At 42.2% G+C, this 20,501-nt stretch carries 20 protein-coding genes; 19 read left to right on the top strand and 1 reads right to left on the bottom strand.

Going from position 1 to position 20,501, the window contains the following annotated elements; translation table 11 throughout:
• The first annotated feature begins 65 nt into the window (after positions 1 to 65).
• The 19 genes from AR334_RS05170 to AR334_RS05080 all read left to right on the top strand — a co-directional run bounded on the left by AR334_RS05170 (position 66) and on the right by AR334_RS05080 (position 18,608).
• A complete protein-coding gene (locus AR334_RS05170; RefSeq protein ID WP_066306278.1) occupies positions 66 to 827 on the top strand; it encodes a threonine/serine exporter family protein in 762 nt (253 codons plus the stop codon).
• 14 nt (positions 828 to 841) lie between these two features.
• On the top strand, positions 842 to 1,288 hold the full coding sequence (locus AR334_RS05165; protein WP_066306276.1) for a threonine/serine exporter family protein: 447 nt from the start codon (positions 842 to 844) through the stop codon (positions 1,286 to 1,288).
• 416 nt (positions 1,289 to 1,704) lie between these two features.
• A complete protein-coding gene (locus AR334_RS05160) occupies positions 1,705 to 3,231 on the top strand; it encodes an amidase family protein (protein WP_253701186.1) in 1,527 nt (508 codons plus the stop codon).
• Positions 3,232 to 3,456: 225 nt separating this feature from the next.
• Positions 3,457 to 4,725, top strand: coding sequence for an ATP-binding protein (locus tag AR334_RS05155; protein ID WP_066306274.1), 1,269 nt, complete (start codon positions 3,457 to 3,459; stop codon positions 4,723 to 4,725).
• Between the two features lie 261 nt (positions 4,726 to 4,986).
• On the top strand, positions 4,987 to 6,399 hold the full coding sequence (locus AR334_RS05150) for an amino acid permease (protein ID WP_066306269.1): 1,413 nt from the start codon (positions 4,987 to 4,989) through the stop codon (positions 6,397 to 6,399).
• Positions 6,400 to 6,576: 177 nt separating this feature from the next.
• On the top strand, positions 6,577 to 7,818 hold the full coding sequence (locus tag AR334_RS05145; RefSeq protein WP_066306266.1) for an ATP-binding protein: 1,242 nt from the start codon (positions 6,577 to 6,579) through the stop codon (positions 7,816 to 7,818).
• A 165-nt stretch (positions 7,819 to 7,983) separates the two neighbouring features.
• A complete protein-coding gene (locus AR334_RS05140; protein ID WP_066306263.1) occupies positions 7,984 to 9,156 on the top strand; it encodes an HD-GYP domain-containing protein in 1,173 nt (390 codons plus the stop codon).
• A 130-nt stretch (positions 9,157 to 9,286) separates the two neighbouring features.
• Positions 9,287 to 10,474, top strand: a complete 1,188-nt coding sequence (locus tag AR334_RS05135; RefSeq protein WP_066306256.1) for a hypothetical protein — start codon at positions 9,287 to 9,289, stop codon at positions 10,472 to 10,474.
• A gap of 158 nt (positions 10,475 to 10,632) precedes the next feature.
• A complete protein-coding gene (locus AR334_RS05130; protein ID WP_066307670.1) occupies positions 10,633 to 11,709 on the top strand; it encodes a hypothetical protein in 1,077 nt (358 codons plus the stop codon).
• The gene (locus tag AR334_RS05125; protein WP_066306254.1) at positions 11,696 to 13,885 is read left to right on the top strand and encodes a molybdopterin oxidoreductase family protein; all 2,190 of its coding nucleotides are present in this window, start codon (positions 11,696 to 11,698) and stop codon (positions 13,883 to 13,885) included. Before AR334_RS05130 ends, AR334_RS05125 begins: the two co-directional genes overlap by 14 nt.
• Before the next feature lies 1 nt (position 13,886).
• The gene (locus tag AR334_RS05120; protein ID WP_066306252.1) at positions 13,887 to 14,450 is read left to right on the top strand and encodes a 4Fe-4S dicluster domain-containing protein; all 564 of its coding nucleotides are present in this window, start codon (positions 13,887 to 13,889) and stop codon (positions 14,448 to 14,450) included.
• 11 nt (positions 14,451 to 14,461) lie between these two features.
• A complete protein-coding gene (locus AR334_RS05115; protein ID WP_066306250.1) occupies positions 14,462 to 14,986 on the top strand; it encodes a Rieske 2Fe-2S domain-containing protein in 525 nt (174 codons plus the stop codon).
• Positions 14,976 to 15,167 (top strand): hypothetical protein, encoded by a 192-nt coding sequence (locus tag AR334_RS05110; RefSeq protein ID WP_066306245.1) that lies wholly within the window; start codon positions 14,976 to 14,978, stop codon positions 15,165 to 15,167. The genes AR334_RS05115 and AR334_RS05110 overlap by 11 nt, the downstream gene beginning before the upstream one ends.
• Positions 15,160 to 15,471: a hypothetical protein gene (locus AR334_RS05105; protein WP_066306242.1), complete on the top strand. Its 312-nt coding sequence runs from the start codon at positions 15,160 to 15,162 to the stop codon at positions 15,469 to 15,471. Before AR334_RS05110 ends, AR334_RS05105 begins: the two co-directional genes overlap by 8 nt.
• Positions 15,458 to 15,733 (top strand): hypothetical protein, encoded by a 276-nt coding sequence (locus tag AR334_RS05100; RefSeq protein ID WP_253701185.1) that lies wholly within the window; start codon positions 15,458 to 15,460, stop codon positions 15,731 to 15,733. The genes AR334_RS05105 and AR334_RS05100 overlap by 14 nt, the downstream gene beginning before the upstream one ends.
• 50 nt (positions 15,734 to 15,783) lie before the next feature.
• Positions 15,784 to 16,431, top strand: coding sequence for a sensor histidine kinase (locus AR334_RS05095; RefSeq protein WP_066306239.1), 648 nt, complete (start codon positions 15,784 to 15,786; stop codon positions 16,429 to 16,431).
• 21 nt (positions 16,432 to 16,452) lie between these two features.
• Entirely contained in the window at positions 16,453 to 17,106 is a 654-nt protein-coding gene (locus AR334_RS05090; RefSeq protein ID WP_066306231.1) for a response regulator transcription factor, read from the top strand.
• Between the two features lie 13 nt (positions 17,107 to 17,119).
• Positions 17,120 to 17,569, top strand: a complete 450-nt coding sequence (locus AR334_RS05085) for a GAF domain-containing protein (protein ID WP_066307664.1) — start codon at positions 17,120 to 17,122, stop codon at positions 17,567 to 17,569.
• 19 nt (positions 17,570 to 17,588) lie between these two features.
• Positions 17,589 to 18,608: a sensor histidine kinase gene (locus AR334_RS05080; protein WP_066306228.1), complete on the top strand. Its 1,020-nt coding sequence runs from the start codon at positions 17,589 to 17,591 to the stop codon at positions 18,606 to 18,608.
• Between the two features lie 35 nt (positions 18,609 to 18,643).
• Here AR334_RS05080 and AR334_RS05075 read toward each other — a convergent pair whose 3' ends face one another.
• Positions 18,644 to 20,299: a glutamine--tRNA ligase/YqeY domain fusion protein gene (locus tag AR334_RS05075; RefSeq protein WP_066306221.1), complete on the bottom strand. Its 1,656-nt coding sequence runs from the start codon at positions 20,297 to 20,299 to the stop codon at positions 18,644 to 18,646.
• Positions 20,300 to 20,501 lie beyond the last annotated feature (202 nt).

Here is a 20,501-nt window from a genome sequence, read left to right as displayed (position 1 = left end):
TGCTCTAAGGGCTTGTTTTACTATAAACTAGGTATCAAACGTTCAATGTAATAGTGGTGAGATGAATGGAGTTTTCAAAGGATAATACATATGAAATAATGGAGGTCTGTTTGCTGGCCGGGAAGATCATCCTGCAAAGCGGCGGGGAGACGTACCGGGTCGAGGATACGATGATGCGGATGGCAGCAGCGCTGGGGATTGAAAACTCCCACAGCTATGTGACTCCGACTGGGATTATTTTTTCCGCAGAAGGGGAGGAGCCAACCAAGACAAAATTAATCAGAATCTCGGAGCGGTCAACAGACCTTGAGAAGGTTGCATTGGTCAACAGCATATCAAGGAAAATCTCCAGCGGGGAGATCGGGCTTATTGAAGCAAAGAGGCAGTTGAAACAGCTTGAGGATCTGGACCTTACCTTTCCGTTGATGTTGCAGGTCGCTGCGGCATCACTGGCAACCGGCTGCTTCATGATTATGTTTAAAGGTGTTTGGGCAGATTTTTTTCCAGCAATGATTTCAGGCGGGGCAGGCTATATGAGCTTTATCTACTTTCATCGCTTTGTCCCAATCAAGTTTTTTTCAGAATTTCTGGCAGCGTTTGTTATTGGACTGGTATCTTTAATTTTTGTAAAAACGGGCCTGGGTCAGCAGCTGGATAAGATTATCATCGGGTCGGTGATGCCGCTCGTTCCCGGTTTATTGCTCACCAATGCCATTCGGGATTTGATGGCCGGGCACTTGGTGTCCGGATTGTCAAAAGGGGCTGAGGCATTTTTAACGGCTTTTGCCATCGGAGCGGGCATTGCAGTGATTTTAAATTTTGTGTGATTGAGGGATGAAAAGTGGAAGTTTTGGCTCAAGCGATAACTAGCTTTATCGCGACCAGCGCCTTTGGTATCCTGTTTAACGCGCCAAATGAAACTTTGGTAAAATGCGGTTTGATTGGCATGGGCGGTTGGTTAATTTACTTTCTTCTGAATGGTTACTTAAATGACGCCGTGACGGCCACTTTGGCTGCCACCGTTTTTATCGCTGTTCTCAGTCATGAATTGGCTAAGCGCTTTAAAACCCCGGTAATTATTTATAGTGTGGCCGGCATTATTCCGCTAGTTCCAGGCGGTCTGGCATATGAAACCATGAGAAATTTCGTGGAGAATGAATATAACACGGCCCTTGGTTCAGCGGCAAAGGTGCTGATGCTAGCTGGATCGATTGCCTTTGGTCTGGTCTTGTCGGAAGTTATTAATCAAGTGATTCGAAAAATAGCGAAGCGGAAAGCGGGGCAATGAATTGGCGAAGGCAGAGGGGATGTCCCTCTGCCTTCTTTGCTTTCATCTATTTGTGTGATGGTAACTTGGTTGCTGCAAGTTCCATAAGCTTTCTTAATGTAAAAATTATAAATATCGTTTTAAACGAATAGCCGCGGTACATTTTTTCCACTGTAGGTTTTAAACCTAAACGATGTAAGCCCTACCTCTCCTACATCCTCACGGCTCCGAGGCCGCTCCAGTGTGAATAAGTCTTTCCGAAAAAACATTAGTGGAAAGCCAGAAAAAAATTCCTACATTATAATCCATAATCATCTTCAAGTTACCAAAATGTAAAGCACAATTAATAATAATACACCTTATTTTTGAATATGTCAACAAAGATATTTGGAATTCTATTAACAGGAAAATCCGAATAATGAATAGAAGATATGTTCATGAAGGAAATAGAAATGGAGGGGGATAAATTGGAAGGCTTTATCTATAAATATTATGATGGTCTCGGTTTGGCTGAGTTAATCAAAAACAAAGAATTGCAGCCGAAGGAAGTGCTCCGCGAAGCGATAAAAACAATCGAACAGCATAATCCATCTTTAAATGCGGTCATTAATAAATTTTACGAAAAAGCGGAAAAACAGGCAGAGACAATTGAGTTAGCGGGGACCTTTGCCGGTGTACCGATGCTTTTAAAAGATATCGCACAGGAAATTGCTGGGGAGAAAATTACTTATGGGTCGAAGGCGTTTCAAAAATATCGGGCCCAGTCCGATTCGGAATATGTTAAACGGGTGCGAAACACAGGAGCAGTGTTTGTCGGTCAAACCAATGTACCGGAGTTTGCATTAATGGGTATCACGGAACCTGCCGTTTACGGGCCAACTCGTAATCCCTGGAATTTGGAACACACGCCCGGGGGCTCAAGCGGCGGTTCTGCCGCAGCGGTTGCCAGTGGTATGGTTCCGATTGCAGGAGCGAATGATGGCGGCGGATCGATTCGGATACCCGGAGCCTACTGCGGTCTGTTCGGGATGAAGCCGACAAGGGGGCGGACACCGGTTGGACCGAAATATGGTAGAAACTGGCAGGGTGCTTCGGTGGATCATATTTTGTCAAGGTCGGTACGCGACAGTGCAGCCATGCTGGATGAAATCAGGATTTTCGAAAAAGCTGCCGCCTTCCACGCACCGCCATTTGAAGGTTCGTATCTTGAAATGGCCCAGACACCACCAATTAGAAAGCTAAAGATTGCCTTTTCAGTTCGTTCGCCGCTTCGCGCGGAAGTCCAGGCAGAGTGCATGGAGGCCGTTTACAAGACAGCTCAGCTTCTGGAATCAATGGGTCATCATGTTGAGGAAGTGGATGCACCTGTGGACGGAAGGAAAATTGCCAAGAGCTATTTAACGATGTACTTCGGCGAAGTTGCGGCGGCGGTTGCCTCATTAGAGGGGGTATTGGGAAGAAAGGCCGTAATGAACGATGTCGAGCAGACTACCTGGATTTTGGGTCTGGTCGGGAAGGCGACGTCGGCGGAGGAAGTAGTTTTAAGCATTCGCGAATGGGATTATGCCGCGATTGTGATGGAGACGTTTCATGAAACCTATGACTTCTATATGACACCAACTACCGCGTTTCTTCCGGCAAAAATTGGCGAGCTTGAGCCTAAGAAGTCGGAACAGCTGGCGATGCAGGTCACCGGTAAACTGTCCATGGGCGGTCTATTGAAAAAGGTCGGGATTGTCGAACAGGTGGCCGAAAACAACTTAATGCGTACGCCATTTACCCAGTTGGCGAATTTAACTGGCCAACCGGCGATGACCGTACCGTTGCATCTAACAGCGGACGGATTTCCAGTGGGGGTCCAATTCATGGCGGCAAGAGGCAGAGAGGATTTGCTATATTCATTGGCAGGACAGCTGGAACTAAGCGATTTATGGGTGCCGGTTGAGAGGAATCCGATGTATTAGGTAGCTCTGCATATCAAAGTACCCCTTTTGACTTGCTGGATTCTTTGAAAAGTAATTGGGTATCCCCTAATGGTGTAGAATTCAAGTTTACCGGAAACAATCGCTCAGACGTTTTGTTGAAAATTGCACAAACATTTCCCAACATTATTTTTTTAGCAATGAAGGAAAGGGGAAGTTTTTGTCGTATATTATCGATAATACGATTGTTTCTTCGGAGGAATGACCATGCTGGCAGAAAAACTTCTTTTGCAATCATTAATTGTACTTGCACCTGTTCTGCTTTGCAGTGCTTCACCTGACCATAAGCAAAAATGGAATACCCCTTTTTATTTTGGTTTATTCTATAGCGCTTCGGCGATGGCCTGCATGATTTTTCTTTATTCGAACTATGGTCAGAACTGGGATCTTCGCTATGCACCATTGCTATTGGCGATTTTCTACGGGGGTCCGGTTGCCGGTGCAATGGTCATTGCCTCCATCATCGGAATGCGTCTGTTAATCGGCGGAGAAGCCGTTGTTTTTGCCATTGTCGGCTGTCTGCTTACAGCCATTGTTCCTTTCCTGCTTAGGAAAAAATTTTGGAATGTGACTTCCAATAAACGGGTGTTTTTAACGTTATTAGCAGGGGGCTGGTCGTTGGTTTTATGCTATTTTTCGTTATCGGCTTATCATTATGTAAAGGGCGATATTTTTAAATTTTTTATACATATCCCGGATTTACTTCTGTTTGCCCTGATTTATACGTTAGCTTTAGTCCTTGCTGCCAAGCTTAATGAAGGGCTAATCGAAAGACGCGAATTACGGAAGGAAATCCAGCGGGCGGAAAAGTTAAATACATTGGGAGAGCTTGCGGCATCGATTGCCCATGAGGTTCGCAATCCATTAACGGTGGTTAAGGGGTTCCTGCAATTAATGCATCAGGAGGAAAATGAGAAAAATCACGAGTATCTATCTCTTGTGTTAAGTGAGTTAGGCAGAGCAGAATCCATTATTAATGACTACTTGAATTTTGCCAAACCCCAATTTGAGAAACTGGAAGTATTTCAATTGAAGAATATTTTATCGGAAGTTGTAATGCTTCTGGAACCTTTGGCGGTAAAACAAGGGGTTCAACTGGAGAGCTCTTTTGACAGTTCTGATTTTTCATTATACACGGATCGTAATCAATTGAAACAGGCACTTGTCAACATTATCAAAAATGCCATTGAAGCAACACCAGAAGGCGGGATGGTCATGATTCATACGGCGTCCAATCAATATCATGCATCTGTATTGATTGCAGATACCGGCAAAGGAATGACACCAGAACAATTATCAAGGATCGGGACGTTGTTTTATACCACTAAGGATAAAGGTACTGGCCTTGGTACATCGGTTTCTTTAAGAATTATTGAAACCATGAACGGAAGGGTAGCTTATGATAGCAAGCCTGGAGTAGGAACAAAGGTAACGTTGACGCTGCCTGCAGGAAAAAAAGAAGAATTGGCAGGCTAACCTAAATAATGTCTAAAAAATGGTATTGGTTTTCTCCAATACCATTTTTATTTTTGATTTAATAATATTTTGTATAATAATTTTATTTCGATTTCAAAGTGAGAATAGTGTTTTTTTAGTTAGAATTCTAATGATTTTTCTATTTCCAATATTTAATTATAAAAAATATATTGATTTTCTAATAAAAAGATTATATTATTTCGATATAAATTTCAGTATAGACTTTCTTTTCAGAATATTATAAACATGGGGGTTTAATAAATGAATCTATTTAGAAAAAAGACAATCCAAGCCCTCATCCATGAGGCCGGAAATAAAGGTATTACATTAAAAAAGGATTTGGGGGCATTTGACCTGACAATGCTCGGTATTGGCGCGATCGTGGGAACGGGAATATTCGTTGTCACTGGTGTCGCGGCTGCTGAACACGCTGGGCCTGCCCTTATTATCTCGTTTATCTTATCGGGATTAGCCTGTATTTTTGCCGCCCTTTGTTATGCGGAATTTGCCTCCACCGTTCCGGTTTCGGGCAGTGCCTATACGTACAGCTATGCCGTCTTCGGTGAAATCATCGCCTGGATGCTGGGGTGGGTGTTGATTCTTGAATACGGACTTGCTTCATCAGCGGTGGCTAGCGGATGGTCTGGCTATTTTCAGGGGCTCTTGTCAGGGTTTGGGATTCACCTTCCCAAGGCAATCACGAGTGCATACAATTCTACTGAAGGGACTTTCGTCGATGTTCCAGCCATCGTTATTATGGTGATTATTACATTCCTGCTGACGCAAGGTGTGAAAAAATCAGCCCGATTCAATGCCATCATGGTTATCATAAAGTTGGCCGTAGTCATGCTCTTTATCGGAGTGGGTGTTTGGTACGTGAAGCCTTCAAATTGGACGCCGTTTATGCCGTTTGGTTTTTCTGGTGTGGCAACAGGTGCGGCAACTGTTTTCTTTGCCTATATTGGTTTTGATGCGGTAGCCACTGCCGCTGAAGAAGTAAAACGGCCTCAACGTGATATGCCAATCGGAATCATCGCATCATTATTAATTTGTACGATTTTATATATTGTTGTTTCAGCGATTTTAACTGGAATTGTTCCTTATACTGACCTTAATGTAAAAAATCCGGTTTCGTTTGCCTTAAACTATATTCATCAGGATTGGGTTGCCGGCTTTATATCGATTGGCGCGATTACCGGAATCACGACAGTATTGCTAGTTTTGGTTTACGGACAATCCCGTTTATTCTATGCGATCAGCCGTGATGGACTATTGCCCAAGGTATTTACGAAAGTCAGTAAAAAGAAGCAAACACCAGTTGTGGGCTCTTGGATCACTTGTGCGCTTGTAGCGTTTTTTGCCGGGGTACTGCCGCTGAACAAATTGGCTGAACTCGTGAACATTGGTACATTGTTCGCCTTTATGACTGTTTCAATCGGCATTTTGTTTTTGCGAAAAAATAAAACTGTAAAATCTGGCTTCCGTGTACCGTTAGTTCCATGGATCCCGATTCTGGCCTTCTTATTCTGCGGGTATTTGGCATTGCAGCTGCCGGCATTGACATGGATCAGCTTCAGCGTATGGCTAGTGTTTGGATTGGTTGTCTACTTCACATATGGACGCAAGCATTCGACATTGAACCAGGCCGGAGAGCAATTGAAAAAAGCCAGCTAACATCTAAACAGGGAGTTTCTCCATATGGAGGGGCTCCTTATTTTTTTCCCAATAAAATATTTGTCGAAAAAAATCGATTAATATGTAACAGTTTTTTAAAAAAATGGTAGAATAGTATGAGAAACATAAAACTAATTTAATGTTGTGAAAAGTATCCAGGGTTAAGGAGCTACAAACATGAAAGAAGGTAAGAACAGTCCAAAGCTAATTTTCGAAGAAAAAAAGGCGATAACATTATTACTGTCATTATTCTATTTGTTTTATTTCACCTATGAAATATTTTGGTATTTTATCTTGCCTAAGTATACAGACTATGGTGCATCACATTTACTTAATGATGGGCTAGGATATTGGCTTTATTTTTTCATTATAATGTTATTGCCTATTTCGTTAACATTTATTAAAAAAGGAAACCCATATATAGTTAAATATATTTTGCTATTTGGGTTTATTCTTTTCGACGGCATAAATAGCTTCTTAGTTTATTTTGGGTCTTCCCAATCGTTTGCGTCAGGAAATATTGTCGAGTTATTGTTTGTATTCTTTTCACCTGTATTTGTAAATAAACAATATTATTGGTCTGTAACCTTTGGACTACTAGGCCGGTACTTGTTATTAGGATTAATCCTACAAGATGGAAATGTTATGTCGCCGATGCTAGGCATAATCATTTTATGCGGGATTGCATTCATCCTTTTAATTAGATTTTTTTCTTATATTAAATCATTAACAAATGTTTATGAGGAACTGCATCAAAAAGAAAAACTGGCGGTTATCGGACAAATGGCTGCAGCAGTAGGACATGAAATCCGCAACCCGCTAGCATCGCTAAAGGGATTCACCCAGTTGCAATTGGAAGCGAATCCGGTAGCTAATGAATATTATCCAATTATGATTCAAGAAATTGACCGGATTAATGCGATCGTTGACGATTTGATGTATCTTGGAAAACCAAGAGAGCCCAAATATGAAAAAGCCAATATTGAACAGATTATCAATTATACGTTATCACTGACAAATCATCAGGCTGTTGAAAATGGTGTAACTGTTGAAACGATCAAAAGAGAACCAATCCCAATAGTTGATTGTGATGAAGGTCGGCTAAAACAGTTATTTATTAATCTAATAAAAAACGCAATCGAGGCAATGCCAGATGGAGGCAGGGTCAGAATCTATATTCAGGTTCTAGATAATAAAAAATTAGGAATTTCTATTGAGGATGAAGGTCCCGGAATTTCTAAAGAAAGCATTAATAATTTATTTGAACCTTTTTACACGACTAAAAAGGATGGTACTGGATTAGGGTTAATCGTGTCGCATCAAATTGCAAAAGACCATAATGGTGACTTAAAGATAGCAAGTGAACAAGGAAAAGGAACAAAGGTCATCATTTCATTACCAATCACTCAAAGGAAATAGAGGAAAAAATTGTTCTTCAATTATACAAAATTCCTCAAAATAAAATGTTTCAAGGGGTTTCTACATGAGATATAATGTAGAGGAACAACGATAATTGTAACTTTAGGAAAAAAGCTTTCGTCTATTTAAAAGGGAAATGTGTATTTTTTACACTCGGAGGGTCAAATGATTCCACATGAAGAGCAACGAACCGTTAAATGGTTTTTAATATCTTTCTATATTATTTTGTTTGGCTATGACATTTTTTATTACTACTTTTTACCTATTTATATTTCGCACGAAAAACCTGGCTTACCTGGCAATTATTGGTATATTAATTATATTGTATTATTATTGCTTATTTTAGTAATGTTGTATATTAGTAGGATAAATAAGCAGTTTTTAATAAAATATGTGTTTTTTATCGGCTATTTACTAACTGCTTTTACGGTTGATATCATAACATATTATGGAACAGCAGATGAATATTTCAGTGGGAATGTTGTAGAGGTATTTTTAATTTTGTCATTACCTCTTTTCCTGAATACAAGGTACTTTTGGTTGGTGAGTCTGGGGGTTACTGTAAAATACCTTTTAACTGGTATAATACTACAAACATCGTATGTGATATTACCAATTATATTGTTTTTAATATTATCTACAATGTCATATTTCCTCCTTTCTCGGTTTCAAGGATATGTCAAAGCAATTAGTGATTCTTATGATAATCAGTTACAAGGGATTGTAAAAGGGGTTATTGCTACTTTAGAATTAAAAGACCCTTATACAAGAGGTCACAGCGAACGGGTTGCTAATTATGCATTAATGTTAGGACAAGAAATAGGTAAGCTATCAAAAGAAGAACAAAAATCTTTTTATTATGCTTGCTTATTGCATGATATCGGTAAGGTTCATATTCCGGATTCGATCTTAATGAAGCCTGGGAAACTTACGAAAGAAGAATTTGAAATAATCAAGCTCCATCCTGTTGTCGGAGCGGATGCAGTAAAAAATGTGGACGGAATAAAAGATAGTATCTGTGTTATACAATCCCACCATGAACGCTGGGATGGTAATGGGTACCCAGATAAATTAAAGGGAAACCAAATACCATTACTTGCAAGAGTAACTGCTATTGCAGATGCTTTTGATGCGATGACCTCTTCAAGGTCTTATCGTGCTGCATTGCCAGTTGAAGAAGCATATCAACGCATTATCGAAGGAATGGGTTCCCAATTTGATCCAATGTTGGTTGAAGAGTTTAAAAAGGTATTTCCAGCTTGGGTCAAATTTCATCAAACATATCCATGGCAACAGGAAATGAACATGAAAAGGAGGTGGACACATGAAAATCCGTAAACTTAAGAAAGTAAAAACAACTTGCTGGTGGTGTCCTTTTGTTGGAGTCAGACCATAGGAAAGTTAGGATGCTAGTCTTTTGCTAGCATCCTTCTTTATGTAAAAAAATAAACGTAAAAAAGGTGTTAACATGAACATTACACTCGAATCAAAACTAAGATTGATTCCTCTCGAAATTCGCAAGGACAAAAAACATTATATTGTTGAGGATATTGCGTCGGGTGAGTTCTATGAAATGCCTGAGGTGTGTATTGATGCCATTCACCTCATTGAAGATGGTGTTAGTCTGGGAGATATCGAGCGGCAGCTGAAAGAGAAATTTCCTGAGGAAGAAGTGGATCTTATTGATTTTGCCAATCAGCTTTTGGAACTGCAACTGGTTGCCGAAGTTGATGGGATCAAAGTAGAGATTCGGGAAAAGCAGCAGGACCGTCTTGGCTTTTTGGGGATTTCACCAAAGTTGGGAAAATTCTTTTTTAATAAGGTAACAATGATGCTTTATGCTGTGTTATTTGCTATCAATATACTCTTATTTATCTTAAAACCGGAGTTATTTCCTCATTTTAAGGATATTTTTGTGTTCGATTTGATGGTATTTAATATCCCTGCTTGGATGGTGTTATCGGCTGTTTTGGTCATGATCCACGAGTTTGGCCACATATTGGCGATGCGCAGTTTTAATCTCCCGACTAGGCTGGAGATTGGGCACCGGTTAATCCTGGTTGTACTGGAAACAGACATGGCACAGGCTTGGAGACTACAGTCAAAGGATCGGAATATTTTATATCTTGCAGGGCTTTGCTTTGATTCCGCCATACTTTTTCTTGCTTTGGTTGGGCAGCTGATTTTTCCAGAGGAATCAGGGATTTTCCTTAGTTTCCTGAAGCTTGCTGCATTAGACACCTTAATCCGGATGGTCTATCAGTTCTGCATTTATATGAAAACAGACTTGTATTATGTGTATGAAAATGTATCCGGCGCTTATAATCTGATGGAAAATGCCAATCAGGCAATCAGAAGCAAGTTCACATTTTTAAAAGCGGACAATCAATCAGAGGTAGTATTTGCCGGAGAACAAAGGACTGTTTTTACCTATACCATTTTTTATTTTATCGGTGTCGGGCTGACAATCCTGCTGTTTTTCGGCTACTATATCCCCCAATTAGTATTTGCGATGACTAGGATCAATCATTGTTTTGGCTACGGACCATCCAACCATCATTTCTGGGACGCAGCCTTGTCAACACTTCAATTATTAATCGGGGTGCTGCTTCTGCTATATTCCTGGCGAAAAAAGTACGCAAAAAGGCAAATGTGACAAACCTATGTCAAATTTTGAATATCTAAGGGTTTTTTCCCCTAAGGATGGGGGAGTTCCCCGATAAAGATAACACTTCCGTTTTACTTACAATAAGAGTAAGAAAACGGAAGTGTTATTTTTTTGGAGGAGGAGCTCTAATGCAAGCAACTAATAAAATGCAAGTTAATGCAGCTGCGAATACAAAGAGCACAGTTAATGATGCGTTTGCTTCGAAATTTGCGAAATCAATGTTTTTATCAGTCACTGGACTAGCGATTTTAGTGTTTATCGGCACAAGAATGTTTACCCATATCGACTTGAATCTTTATGGATATATGGTAGGAACGCTTACTTTCCTCGGTGGGTTCTTTTATCGCTTTATCTCCTGGGGTGAACGGCCGCCAACCAAACTCATAATTAAAAAAGGACTAAAGCTGCTTTTTAGAAAAAGCACAGCGAAAACAGCTGTTAATCACTTGGCGATTTATGACTTCATCAAAAAGCGGGGCTTCTATCGCTGGATGCAGCACATTTTGATCGGTTGGGGCTGCGTGCTTGCCTGCTTAGTAACCTTCCCACTGGTTTTCAGCTGGATGTACTTCACAATGGAAGACAACGGCTACTACACGGTGGTTGTAATGGGAATGAATTTGATCAATATCAAAGCTGATGGAATCATCGCTTGGTTCTCCTATAACGCATTAAACATCTCAGCGATCATGGTTATTACCGGTGTCTGCATGGCACTTTACCGCCGGATGAAAAATATGCAGGCAAGAGCGGAACAAAAATTTATGTACGACTTCCTGCCGCTTTATTTGTTGTTATTGATTTCAGTCACTGGACTGTTACTGACTGTTCAAAATGTATTTTTACACGGCTGGATGCAGCCGCAAATGTCACTGATTCACCAATTCTCAGTCATTGTGACCCTAATCTACTTGCCGTTCGGTAAGCTTGCCCATATCCCATTCCGTCCAATGAGCGTGCTGGCAAGAAACTACCGTGAACACTACGGGGAACAGCATATGAAAGAATGTAAGGTTTGTGGGGAGCAATTTGTTTCAGTAGAACAATCAACTGACGTTATCAATGTCTTGGGCGTCAATAGCATGGAATTTAACATGGAAGATGGTTTCAATCTTGCTGAACTTTGCCTGCCATGCCGCAGAAAGTACCGTATCGCAAGATTCTCGGGAATTCCGACCCACCAAGTCAAGGTCAAGGAGGCAAACCAAAATGCAAGAGGTTAATTTTAAAAACGCGAGAGACCGGTTCTTTAAAGAGATAGAAAATGTAAATCATCCAGATGAAACGTTAGTCAAGACCCACTGCAGCTATTGCGCGATGCAGTGCGGGATGAACTTAAGAGTGAATACGAAAACCAATAAGATTATTGGGGTTGAGCCTCGTTACGATTGGCCGGTTACATTAGGTAAAATGTGTCCAAAAGGCGTTACGGCTTACCAGCAGGTAAACCACCAGGATCGTATCCTAAAACCGCTAATTCGCGATGATAAATCATTAAAAGGCACGAACAAAGGATTCCGTGAAGCCACTTGGGAAGAGGCCTATGACTTAATTGTCAGCAAGTTTAAAGGACTGCAAGAGCAATATGGAAAAGATTCAATTTCCGTCTATAGCGGAGTGTCCATGACAAATGAAAAATGCTACCTGACAGGGAAGTTTGCCCGCGTTGGTCTTCAAACTCGGTATATCGATTATAATGGACGTTTCTGCATGGCGAGTGCGGCAGGTGGACTGAACCGTTCTCTTGGAATCGACCGTGGTTCTACAGTTCCTTGGACAGATGTACATGAAACTGACTGTGTCTTCTTGGCTGGCAGTAATACAGCAGAATGTCACCCAACTTCGATGTTCCGTATTTGGGCGGTTCAAGAAAGAGGGGGCTATGTGATCGTAGCAGACCCGCGGGAAACTCCGATCGCAAGAAGAGCGGATCTTCATCTTGATTTGAGACCAGGTACAGACTTGGCGTTAGCAAATGGTATTTTGAATCAGCTTATCAAAAATGGTTATGTGGATGAAGAGTTCGTAACAAATCATACTAACGGTTTTGAAGAAACAAAGAAGGTAGTAGAAGATTTCACACCTGAGTATACAAGTCAAATCACGGGTGTGGCACCTGAAAAAATTATCCGTGCTGCAGAAATTTACGGAAAAGCGCCAAATGCAATCGTTATGTTTGCACGGGGGATTGAGCAGCAGGTTAAAGGGGTAGACAACGTTTCTGCCTATACGAATATGGCCCTTGTAACTGGGAAAATTGGCCGCTCTAAATCTGGGGTTGCCACGATTACAGGACAAGGAAACGGTCAAGGCGGCCGCGAACATGGACAAAAAGCAGACGCGCTTCCAGGCTATCGCAAAATTGCTTATCCGGAGCATGTGGAATATATCTCCAAGGTGTGGGGAATCCAGCCAGAAGAAATGCCAAAAGAGGGTGTTTCTGCTTATGAAATGTTCGGGTTAATGGAGCAAAAGACCATCCGTGCTTTATACCTTTTATGCTCTAATCCTGCCGTTTCGGCCCCTAATCTAAATTATGTACGTGAACAGATGAAAAACTTAGATTTCATGGTATGTGTTGATTTTTATCTTTCTGAATCTGCAGAGTTTGCCGATGTCATTCTGCCAACCACTACTTGGGCGGAGGATGAAGGAACAACCACTAATGTCGAAGGCCGTATCATCAAAATTAACCAAGCTCAAAAACCACTTGGTGAAGCAAAGCCTGACTGGCAAATTCAAATTGAAATTGCTGAACGCATGGGCCGCGGCAACTATTTTTCGCACTTAAAAAGTGCCGAAGATATCTTTAATGAACTGCGTGTTGCTTCTAAAGGTGGAGTAGCTGATTATTACGGGGTTACTTGGGAAAAAATTGAAAAACAAGACGGCGTATTCTGGCCTTGTAAAGAGGAAAATGATCCTGGGACACCGCATTTATTCTTGGATAAGAAATTTTATCATCCAGATGGTAGAGCAAAGATCTTTGCATTGCCTTACAGACCTCCAGCAGAGGAACCGGATCAGGAATATCCGCTCCGTTTAACTTCTGGACGTGTAGTATACCACTACTTGTCGGGCAATCAAACGAGAAGAATTCAATTTTTGCGTGATATGTGTCCGGATCCATTTGTAGAAGTACATCCGGAAACAGCAGAAAAATATAATATCAATCACGAAGAAAATGTCCGTTTATATACAAGAAGAGGCGAGGCTGTTTACAAGGTGAAAATCACCGAAGCGATTCGCAAAGATACCGTTTTTGTTCCGTATCACTGGGGACATGATGAATCTATTAATCTACTGACCATTGGTGCACTTGATCCGATCTCTCGGATGCCGGAATTCAAGGCTTGTGCCGCACAGATTGAAAAACTTGAAATGAAGAAGGTGCAGTAAAGTGGTAAAAAAGAGGTTATATCTTGAACTTGAAAACTGTATCGGGTGCCGTTCTTGTTTAGCAGCCTGCACGCAGTGCGGAGGGCACGAAGAGCGTAACCGCAACTATGTATACGATGTGAACCCGCTTGTTAACCGTCAAACGATGCCATTAATGTGCCTTCACTGTGTGAATCCGGCATGTGCAAGAAGCTGTCCTGCCCAGGCGATCCAAATTCACGAAACAGGAGCTGTCCTGTCTGCTCTTGTGGAAAAGTGTATCGGCTGCCAAAACTGTACCATTGCCTGCCCTTATGGAATACCGAAGTTCGATACAGAGCAGAATTTAATGTATAAGTGCGACCTTTGCATTGACCGCACAAAGGATGGTATTCCGCCAATGTGCGCGAGTGTATGTCCGTCTAATACACTTCAGTGGTTAACAGATGAAGAAATCGAAGCAAAACAAAAGCAATTTAACCTGGATAATGGTAAGTGGGTAACAAGCATGCCATATTTAGAAGGCGAAACTAACGTACGAGTGAATCTCCCTGGAATCCTGCAGGGCGTCACTAAACTGTTCTAGGAGGGATTACCATGAGCGATAAAAATAATAAAATCCCGTTCAATGAAGATAATTACACCCATAATATAAATCGAAACAATGAACGAAAGCTTGACCGCCGCGGCTTTATGAAGACATTGGTAGGGGCAGCCGGCGTGTTCGCCGTTTCCTCCCTTCCATGGGGGGTGCTGGCCGCTAAAGAACTGGGTGGCCTAGGTGACAAAAAATATCCGAAACAAAAAATTGCTGATTTGAACTCAGTTGCCGTTGGGGATGCGGTCGATTTTCACTTCCCTGGCGAACACGACAGCGCCATCCTGATCAGATTATCAGAGAAGAAATTGGTTGCTTACCAAAATGCATGTACCCACCTGCGCTGCCCAGTGTTCTGGCAAAAGGATGAAGGCGATTTGCTTTGCCCATGCCACCATGGAAAGTTTGATGTGGAAACAGGCGCACCTACTGCGGGACCGCCAAGACGACCGCTTCCGGAAATCCATGTAAAAGTAGAAAACGGCGTTGTTTATGCCGTGGGGGTGAAGCGGTATGAAGCGTAGTTATATCCCGGTTGCCCTTTTGCTCGCTGTCTTAATGTTGAATATTATTGCAACCCAGTACATGGTCCATCAATATTTTTATCAAAATTATACTAATACTATTATTGCCGCTGTCGTAAATGTGATTCTATTCCCGGTTGCTTTTCTGATTTACAAAAAAGGTGTGAATGTCAATGACTAGCGAAACCTATATCGATTTATGCTTTGTCCGTCAGCAGGCTGGGGATTTTTCCGGCGAAATCGAAGAATTGCTGCAAAAGTTGTTTGCCAAGAAGCGCTTAAATTGGTATCTCGAGGAGAAGGTCGTTGACGGGGCGGAAATGGTCATCGCCGAAATTAAGGGCATGAGTACATGGGAGTCAGAGGATGAAACAATTCAATTCATTGAGGATCATGCCGAGGACAAATTTTGGGATTACCTGCAGGGCTATAAAATGTTCATTTACCCTGTGAAGAAGGGATGTAATAGCTGTGGGGGCCATTAATCTTGAGGCAGTAAAAGAACGGTTTTCCGGCGCATCGGTGGAAATCGCGATTCTGGACCAAGAGGGCGGAGACCAGGCACCGGCCGTTCGAAAATCGATCCAAAAAGTTCAGCTTTGTCCTGATGGGACACATATCCGGCTTTACTTTGACCATATGTATTTTCTCGCCGTCCCATTATCCAGTCAGGTTAGCGAATCTGATCGCTTGTGGTCGGCGTATGACGCAGATAGCGGTTTAACCTATACAGTGAAAAAGGTTTAGGTCTTGTAAGAGTTCCTGACTTTTTTAATAAGAGGGATTGGAGGGCAGTCATGGATACATTGAAAATGAAGCAGAAAATAAATTCCTATATTATCGAATCGCAGGAAGAGGAAATCAAGCGAATTGCATTGGAGCTTCACGAAGGGGTCGGCCAAAACCTGTATAGTATTTTAACCGGGTTGCAATTTATCGAATCAGGGACACAAGAGCCGGTGATGAAAAATTATGTCCGTGAAATGGAAATGCTGATTGAAAAAACAATCCAGGAAATCAGGCTGCTTTCTGTTGAATTGCACCCGCCAGCCCTAACAACGTTAGGGCTGCTGCCAGCGATGAAAAGCTATATTAAATTATATACTTCCACATTTGGGATTCTAGTTGAGTTGGAGTCAGACGGAATCGAGAAACAGGTACCTGAGAAAGACAGGATTGCCGTGTTCAGGGTTTGCCAGGAGGCATTAATGAATATTGCCAAATACGCAGATACATCGAATGTAAAAATTAACCTTTTCTGGCAAAGGAACGAATTGAAAATCACGATTGATGACTTTGGCAAGGGATTTCAACCCATGGACCATCGCGATTCATCCGGCCTAGCCGCGATGAAGGAACGAATGCTTTTGGCTGGCGGACAGTGTGTGATATCCTCTAAAATAGGAGAAGGAACATCCGTAGAAATATCTCTTCCACTCAAATAGACATGAAAGGAGAGTTTATTTTTGATAAAAATCCTATTGGTAGATGATCACGCTGTCGTAAGAAGCGGGCTGAAAATGCTCTTGAATACGAATCCCGAAATCGAAGTGGTCGGTGAGGCCTCAGAAGGCAATGAAGGCATTAAGAAGGCACTGAAGCTAAAACCGAATGTGGTTGTCATGGACTTAAGCATGCCGCACGGGAAAGATGGGCTGTCTGCAACCCAAGAATTAAAGAAATTAATGCCTGAAGTAAATATTTTGATTTTAACGATGCACGATGATGAAGAGTATTTATTCCGAGCAATACAAGGCGGTGCATCCGGATGTATCTTAAAAAGTGCCCCGCATGACGAATTAATGTCGGCGATTGAATCGGTGGCCAGAGGCGATGCTTATCTTCACCCTTCGGCCCAAAAACGGCTAATGGAAGAATACTTATCAGGTATCAAGCATGATGAAAGTGATACGTATAATTTATTATCTGACAGGGAAAAAGAAGTGCTTACTTTGATTGCCAAAGGGTATTCCAACAAGGAAATTGCCGAACAGCTGGTCATCAGTGTGAAAACGGTGGAAACCCATAAAGGCAACCTGATGGAAAAACTGCAAATGAAAACCCGGCCGGAGCTCGTGGAATATGCCGTGAAAAAGGGGTTATTGGGTTATGGCATTTAAGGAGACGCACGACATGTCAGAACTAGGGGAACTCGACTCAGTGAAACAGGTTTGCGAGCAATTGAGGGAGCAAATTTCCTGCGATTTTGTTGGCCTTGCCATGCAGAATGAAGCAGGTCCTGATGTCAGATGGCATTATGCCTCCGGAAATTTGAATGATAAATACAAACGAATAACCGTCCGTTTCGGTAAAGGAATCGCGGGGAAGATCATTTCAAGCGGCAGTTCGATGATGATAGAAGAATTTCCTAACAACATCACAGGGAAAGTAACTGATTATCCCATCAATCTCGCTGAAAAACTTGTTTCCACCTATGCGGTCCCTTTATTTTTTAATGCCGTTCCTAAAGGAGTATTGCTTGTCGGAAAACGGGAGAAATACGTCTTTTCGGAGCAAGAGCAGGAAATCGTGCAAGATTCTGCTTCTCTATTGGAACAGCTACTTTTGGGGCATATTCTATGATACGGAGGATGGATATGAAATGGACAGGGATTTACGTCAGGCAAAAAGTGAACTGTTAGATTACAAATTTGCCCTCGATGCATCTTCGATTGTTGCCATCACCGATTCACGGGGGATTATTACATATGTAAATGATCAATTTTGCCATATTTCTCAGTATTCACGAGAGGAATTGCTGGGACGGGACCATCGTGTTGTCAATTCGGGGTACCATACGAAAGAATTCTTTCGGGAAATGTGGCGTACCATCGGGTCTGGAGAGGTTTGGAAAGGCGAGATTCGCAATAGGGCCAAAGATGGCACCTACTATTGGGTGGATACCACGATTGTCCCGTTTATGAATGATCACGGTAAGCCATATCAATATGTAGCGATTCGCTATGAGGTGACGGAAAGAAAACGGGTAGAGCAGGAATTGCAAGGAATGATGACGAGAATCATTGATGTTCAGGAGGAAGAGCGCAGGAGGTTGTCGCGGAATCTTCATGATGGGATTGGCCAAAATCTTTATAGTCATTTGATTACGATTAATCGCATGCTCGCTGAAATGGACCATCCACTGCTGCAGCAAATGCAGGAGGAGGCTACTCAATTAATCGAGGAAATTCGGCAAATATCTTGGGAACTAAGACCTTCTGTCCTTGATGATCTTGGGCTAGTTCCGGCAATCCGTTCATATCTATCACGGTTCTCCGACCATCATCAGATTGATGTTTATTTTGATTGTGTTTTAAATCGACGTCTGGATATCAGCATTGAATTGACAATTTATCGAATTATCCAGGAGGCATTAACGAATATTTGGAAGTATGCTGATGTCTCGGACGCTTCTGTCACCATCCGGGAAATGGATGATGCCGTCCGCGTGATGATAGAGGACAAAGGGAAGGGCTTTAATATGGAGACGCAGACCTCTGGAGTCGGCCTGTTCAGTATGGACGAACGGGCACGGTCGGTTGGCGGGCACCTGACGATAACTAGTTCACCAGGTAAAGGGACAAAAATTATTTTAGAGGTGCCAGTTACGATAGATAAATAAAAAAAACCAAGTCTGCTGCAGACTTGGTTTTTTTATTAAATCTTAAATGAACTCTTCAACGAAACAATTCGGTTAAATACTAGCTTATCTACGGTTGTTACCTTAGGGTCAACGTTGAAATAGCCGTGTCTGAAGAACTGGAACTTATCATGCGGCATGGACTCTTTCATGTTTGGCTCGACAAAGCCTTGCAGGATCTCAAGCGAATTTGGATTTACCTTATCAAGGAAAGTCTTGCCGTCGTCAGCATCTTCTTCGGATTCGTCCAAAATCAGTGGCTCATATAACCGGAACTCCGCAGGAACGGCGTGGGCTGCTTCCACCCAGTGAATTGTTCCCTTTACTTTTCTGCCGGTAAACCCAGTACCACTCTTAGTTTGCGGATCATAGGTGCAGCGTAATTCAACCACATTTCCGTCCGCATCCTTGACAACTTCTTCGCACTTAATGAAGTATGCATGCTTGAGACGGACCTCGTTCCCAGGGAAGAGGCGGAAGTATTTGCTTGGCGGATTTTCCATGAAATCATCCTGCTCGATGTAAAGCTCACGGGAGAAAGGAATTTTCCGCATGCCCATTTCTGGATTTTCCGGGTTGATTTCCGCATCCAAAAGCTCAATTTGCCCTTCAGGATAATTTGTGATAACGACTTTTAACGGGTTAATCACGGCCATTGTCCGCGGCGCTTTTAGTTTTAAATCCTCGCGAACGAAGTGCTCGAGCATTTGATAATCTACCGTAGCGTTATTTTTCGAAACGGCCGTTTCTTTTACAAATGTCCGAATCGACTCAGGGGTAAAGCCCTTGCGGCGCATACCGGAAATCGTCGGCATCCGCGGGTCATCCCATCCGTCCACAAAGCCTTCGTCAACAAGCTGCTTAAGCTTCCGTTTGCTCATCACCGTATTGGTCAGATTCAAGCGGCCAAACTCGATTTGCTGGGGCGTGTTTTCCATTTCACATTGTTCGACAACCCAGTTATAGAATGGGCGCTGATCCTCAAATTCTATTGTACAAATGGAGTGGGTCACACCTTCAATTGCATCCTCGAGCGGATGGGCAAAAGCGTACATCGGGTAAATGCACCATTTGTCACCGGTGTTATGGTGAGTCGCATGAGAGATTCGATAAATAACCGGGTCACGCAAATTGATGTTTGGAGATGCCATATCGATTTTAGCCCGCAGCACTTTTTCGCCATTGACAAACTCGCCGGCCCGCATCTTTTCAAACAGCTCGAGATTTTCTTCAATCGAGCGGTTGCGGAAAGGACTTTCCTTTCCAGGCTCTGTCAGCGTTCCCCGATATTCGCGGATTTGATCCGCACTCAAGTCATCAACATAAGCAAGTCCCTTATTAATTAACAGAACTGCCCGGTTGTACATTTCCTCGAAATAATTGGAGGCGAACTGTAAATTGTCCCATTCATAGCCGAGCCACTTAACATCCTCTTTAATCGAGTTGACGTACTCGATGTCTTCCTTGAGCGGATTGGTATCATCGAACCGAAGGTTTGTCAGTCCGTTAAAATCATCCGCCAAGCCGAAATTCAGGACGATGGATTTAGCATGGCCAATATGAAGGTAACCGTTCGGCTCCGGCGGGAAGCGGGTTACGATTTTTTGATGCTTTCCCGATTCCAAATCTTTTATGATAATATCTTTTATAAAGTTAGATGTATTATTGTCCACCCGTTTCAACCTCTTTCATCTTGGCTAATAAGAAAATCAACTACGCCTCTGTCTTCGTCCTAACGGACTCGCCAGTCGGCGAGTTTTCATTTATCTACTATCTATTCATATCATAAATGCTGATATTTTTCCATTCTTCCCATTAATTCATCCAAAAAACTGCATTTTAATAAAAAAGATGCCAGCGGATATAAACCACTGG

The organism is Bacillus sp. FJAT-29814, from assembly GCF_001510715.1.
Lineage (GTDB): Bacteria > Bacillota > Bacilli > Bacillales > Cytobacillaceae > Neobacillus.
The sequence above is the reverse complement of the archived record's forward strand: the minus strand, read 5'-3'. Positions and strand labels throughout refer to the sequence as shown.

Bases quoted from the DNA above. Each gene is read 5' to 3' on its own strand.
- AR334_RS05105 (WP_066306242.1), top strand. From the start codon at position 15,160: ATGACTAGCGAAACCTATATCGATTTATGCTTTGTCCGTCAGCAGGCT.
- AR334_RS05155 (WP_066306274.1), top strand. From the start codon at position 3,457: ATGCTGGCAGAAAAACTTCTTTTGCAATCATTAATTGTACTTGCACCT.
- AR334_RS05160 (WP_253701186.1), top strand. From the start codon at position 1,705: ATGAAGGAAATAGAAATGGAGGGGGATAAATTGGAAGGCTTTATCTAT.
- AR334_RS05145 (WP_066306266.1), top strand. From the start codon at position 6,577: ATGAAAGAAGGTAAGAACAGTCCAAAGCTAATTTTCGAAGAAAAAAAG.
- AR334_RS05085 (WP_066307664.1), top strand. From the start codon at position 17,120: ATGTCAGAACTAGGGGAACTCGACTCAGTGAAACAGGTTTGCGAGCAA.
- AR334_RS05115 (WP_066306250.1), top strand. From the start codon at position 14,462: ATGAGCGATAAAAATAATAAAATCCCGTTCAATGAAGATAATTACACC.
- AR334_RS05110 (WP_066306245.1), top strand. From the start codon at position 14,976: ATGAAGCGTAGTTATATCCCGGTTGCCCTTTTGCTCGCTGTCTTAATG.
- AR334_RS05095 (WP_066306239.1), top strand. From the start codon at position 15,784: ATGGATACATTGAAAATGAAGCAGAAAATAAATTCCTATATTATCGAA.
- AR334_RS05125 (WP_066306254.1), top strand. From the start codon at position 11,696: ATGCAAGAGGTTAATTTTAAAAACGCGAGAGACCGGTTCTTTAAAGAG.
- AR334_RS05140 (WP_066306263.1), top strand. From the start codon at position 7,984: ATGATTCCACATGAAGAGCAACGAACCGTTAAATGGTTTTTAATATCT.
- AR334_RS05080 (WP_066306228.1), top strand. From the start codon at position 17,589: ATGGACAGGGATTTACGTCAGGCAAAAAGTGAACTGTTAGATTACAAA.
- AR334_RS05130 (WP_066307670.1), top strand. From the start codon at position 10,633: ATGCAAGTTAATGCAGCTGCGAATACAAAGAGCACAGTTAATGATGCG.
- AR334_RS05135 (WP_066306256.1), top strand. From the start codon at position 9,287: ATGAACATTACACTCGAATCAAAACTAAGATTGATTCCTCTCGAAATT.
- AR334_RS05170 (WP_066306278.1), top strand. From the start codon at position 66: ATGGAGTTTTCAAAGGATAATACATATGAAATAATGGAGGTCTGTTTG.
- AR334_RS05150 (WP_066306269.1), top strand. From the start codon at position 4,987: ATGAATCTATTTAGAAAAAAGACAATCCAAGCCCTCATCCATGAGGCC.